Origin of the sequence: Streptomyces sp. NPDC032940 (assembly GCF_040636935.1) — a bacterium.
Taxonomy (GTDB): domain Bacteria; phylum Actinomycetota; class Actinomycetes; order Streptomycetales; family Streptomycetaceae; genus Streptomyces.
On record NZ_JBEZVJ010000075.1, the window covers coordinates 1 to 3,240 of the forward strand.

Sequence of the window (3,240 nt, forward strand, 5' to 3'; positions counted from 1 at the left end):
TCCGAGCGGACGCGGGCGTGCCAGTACTCGGCGAGGGCTTCGGCGAGCTGGACGGAGAGTCCGTGGAGTTCGAGGTAGTCGCGGTAGGCGTTGGCCTGGAACATGCGGGCGGTCTCTTCGCCGATGCGGGAGCCGACGGTGACGACCTGGAAGCCGACGACGTCGGTCTCGCCGGATTCCTCGGGGCGGAAGAAGTCGGCCAGGCACAGCCGCCGGCCGCGGCGCTGGCGGGGGAAGGTGAAGCGGGTGCGTTCGTTGCCGGCCTCGTCCAGGACGATCAGGTCGTCGTCCTTGGACACGCAGGGGAAGTAGCCGTGGACCACGGCCGCCTCCAGCAGGCTGTCCCTCTGCAGCCGGTCCAGCAGCCCGCGCAGCCGGGGCCGGCCCTCGCTCTCGACGAGCTCCTCGTAGCTGGGTCCCTCACCGGTGCGGGCCTGCTTGAGACCCCACTGGCCCTTGAAGAGCGCGCCCTCGTCCAGCCAGGACGCGTACTCCTTGAGCTGGATGCCCTTGACGACCCGGGTGCCCCAGAACGGCGGGGCGGGCACCGGATTGTCGGTGGCGACGTCGGAACGGACATGCCCTTCCTCGGGGCGTTCCTCGATCTCCACGGTGGCCGCCCGGACACGCCGCTGGCGCAGTTCGGGCAGTTTCGCGCCGGGCACGCCCCGCTTGATGCCGATCAGGGCGTCCATGAGCCTGAGGCCCTCGAAGGCGTCGCGGGCGTAGCGGACCTCGCCGTCGTAGATCTCGTGGAGGTCCTGTTCGACGTAGGCGCGGGTGAGGGCGGCGCCGCCGAGGATGACCGGGTAGTCGGCGGACAGGCCCCGCTGGTTGAGCTCCTCCAGGTTCTCCTTCATGATCACCGTGGATTTGACCAGGAGGCCGGACATGCCGATGACGTCGGCCTTGTGCTCGTCGGCGGCCTCCAGGATCGCGGAGACGGGCTGCTTGATGCCGAGGTTGACGACGGTGTAGCCGTTGTTGGACAGGATGATGTCGACGAGGTTCTTGCCGATGTCGTGCACGTCACCGCGGACGGTGGCCAGCACGATGGTGCCCTTGCCCTCGTCGTCGGTCTTCTCCATGTGCGGCTCCAGATAGGCCACCGCGGTCTTCATCACCTCGGCGGACTGGAGCACGAACGGCAGTTGCATCTGCCCCGAACCGAACAGGTCACCGACGACCTTCATGCCGTCCAGCAGCGTCTCGTTGACGATCTCCAGGGCCGGACGCCCGGTGAGGGCGTCGTCCAGGTCCTGCTCCAGGCCGTTCTTCTCCCCGTCGATGATCCGCCGCTTCAGACGCTCCTCCAGCGGCAGCGCCGCCAGCTCCTGGGCCTTCGACGCCTTCAGCGACTTCGCGGTGGCACCCTCGAACAGGGCCATGAGCTTTTGCAGCGGATCGTAGCCCTCACGGCGACGGTCGTAGATCAGATCCAGAGCGGTGGTGACCTGCTCCTCGTCGAACCGGGCGATCGGCAGGATCTTGCTCGCGTGCACGATCGCCGAATCCAGCCCCGCCTTGACACACTCGTCCAGGAACACCGAGTTCAGCAGGATCCGGGCGGCCGGATTCAGGCCGAAGGAGATGTTGGACAGGCCGAGCGTGGTCTGCACCTGCGGGTGACGGCGCTTCAGCTCCCGGATGCCCTCGATGGTCGCCAGACCGTCCTTGCGGGACTCCTCCTGCCCGGTGCAGATCGTGAACGTCAGACAGTCCACCAGGATGTCCGACTCGTGAATGCCCCAGTTGCCCGTCAGATCGGCGATGAGCCGTTCGGCGATCTCCACCTTCTTCTCGGCGGTGCGGGCCTGGCCCTCCTCGTCGATGGTCAACGCGATCAGCGCCGCACCGTGCTCCCGCGCCAGGGCGGTGACCCTGGCGAAACGGGACTCGGGACCCGCGCCGTCCTCGTAGTTCACCGAGTTGATCACCGCACGCCCGCCGAGCTTCTCCAGACCCGCCCGAATCACCTCGACCTCGGTGGAGTCCAGCACGATCGGCAGCGTCGATGCGGTCGCGAACCGCCCCGCCAGCTCCTCCATGTCCGCCACACCGTCCCGGCCGACATAGTCCACACACAGGTCGAGCATGTGCGCGCCCTCACGGATCTGGTCCCGGGCCATCTCCACACAGTCGTCCCAGCGGCCCTCCAGCATCGCCTCACGGAACTTCTTCGAACCGTTCGCGTTCGTCCGCTCACCGATCGCCAGATACGACGTGTCCTGACGGAACGGGACGGACTGGTACAGCGAAGCGGCACCCGCCTCCGGACGCGGATCACGCTCGGCCGGGGCAAGACCCCGCACCCGCTCCACCACCTGCCGCAGATGCTCAGGCGTCGTACCGCAGCAGCCGCCCACCAGGCCGACCCCGAACTCCCGTACGAAACCCTCGTGCGCCTCGGCCAACTCCGCGCCGGACAAGGGGTAATGAGCCCCGTCCTTCGTCAGGACCGGCAGCCCGGCGTTGGGCATGCACGACAGGCCCACGCGCGCATGCCGGGCGAGATGGCGCAGGTGCTCGCTCATCTCGGCCGGTCCGGTGGCACAGTTCAGGCCGATCATGTCGATCCCGAGCGGCTCCAGCGCGGTCAGCGCCGCCCCGATCTCCGAACCCAGCAGCATCGTGCCGGTCGTCTCCACCGTCACCGACACGATCACCGGCACATCCAGGCCCAGGGCGTCCAGCGCACGGCGGGCGCCGAGCACAGCGGCCTTGGTCTGCAGCAGATCCTGAGTGGTCTCCACCAGAAGCGCGTCCGCACCGCCGGCGACCAGACCCTCGGCATTGCACTGATAGGCGTCACGCAGCACCGTGTACGGCGCGTGCCCCAGAGTGGGCAGCTTCGTGCCCGGACCCATGGAACCCAGCACCCACCGCTGCCGCCCGTCCCGCGCCGCGAACTCGTCGGCCACCTCACGCGCGACCCGCGCACCGGCCTCCGACAACTCATGGACCCGCTCGGGAATGTCGTACTCACCCAGAGCCGAGTGGTTCGCGCCGAAGGTGTTGGTCTCCACGCAGTCCACGCCCGCGGCGAAGTACTCCTCGTGCACCGAGCGGACGATGTCCGGCCGGGTCAGGTTCAGGACCTCGTTGCAGCCCTCGAGCTGCTGGAAGTCGTCGAGCGTGGGGTTCTGCGCCTGGAGCATGGTGCCCATCGCCCCGTCGGCGACCACCACACGGGTGGCGAGTGCCTCACGCAGGGCGGACACACGGGTCCGGGTGTCGGCG

General features: G+C 68.5%; 1 protein-coding gene. It reads right to left on the reverse strand.

Features of this window, described 5'->3' with window-relative positions; genetic code table 11:
• The coding region (gene metH, locus AB0E77_RS34105) for a methionine synthase (RefSeq protein ID WP_361578876.1) at nucleotides 1-3,240 on the reverse strand (3,240 nt) is incomplete at both ends.